Raw genomic sequence first — 608 nt, forward strand, 5'->3', positions numbered from 1 at the left:
CAGGATTCATAACCAATAAATGACGGTTGCCGCGAGCGCGATGGCCGAGAGGAAGACCTTCGGGCATCTGTCGTATCGGGTTGCCACGCGCCGCCAGTCCTTGAGCCTGCCAAACATGATCTCGATGCGGTTGCGCCGCTTGTATCGGCGCTTGTCGTATTTGACCGGTGTCTTGCGCTGCTTTCGGCCGGGGATGCAGGCTCGTATCCCCTTGTCCTGCAAGGCTTCCCGGAACCAGTCGGCGTCATAGCCGCGATCCCCGAGCAGCCAATCGACCTTTGGGAGGCTGCTGAGCAACGCCCGCGCCCCGATGTAGTCGCTGACCTGCCCTGCGGTGACGAACAGGTCGAGCGGTCGGCCCTGGCTGTCACAGATGGCATGCAGCTTCGTGTTCATGCCGCCCTTGGTCCGGCCGACGAGGCGTCCACGCCCCCCTTTTTCACGGCCAAGCTGGTCGCGGTGCGGTGCGCTTTCAGATAGGTCGCGTCGATCATCACGGTCTTTTCCTCGCCGTGGTCGGCGGCCAGCCCGATCATCATCCTGGCGAAAATGCCTTTCTCGCTCCAACGCTTCCACCGGCTGTAGAGCGTCTTGTGCGGCCCATACTC

At 62.5% G+C, this 608-nt stretch carries 1 pseudogene; it reads right to left on the minus strand.

The features are described from left to right. Positions 1 to 6 precede the first annotated feature (6 nt). Positions 7 to 608, minus strand: a pseudogene (locus ACDP63_RS25125) (IS5-like element IS1248A family transposase); the annotation flags it as partial.

Source organism: Paracoccus sp. P2 (genome assembly GCF_046335115.1).
GTDB lineage: Bacteria > Pseudomonadota > Alphaproteobacteria > Rhodobacterales > Rhodobacteraceae > Paracoccus > Paracoccus pantotrophus.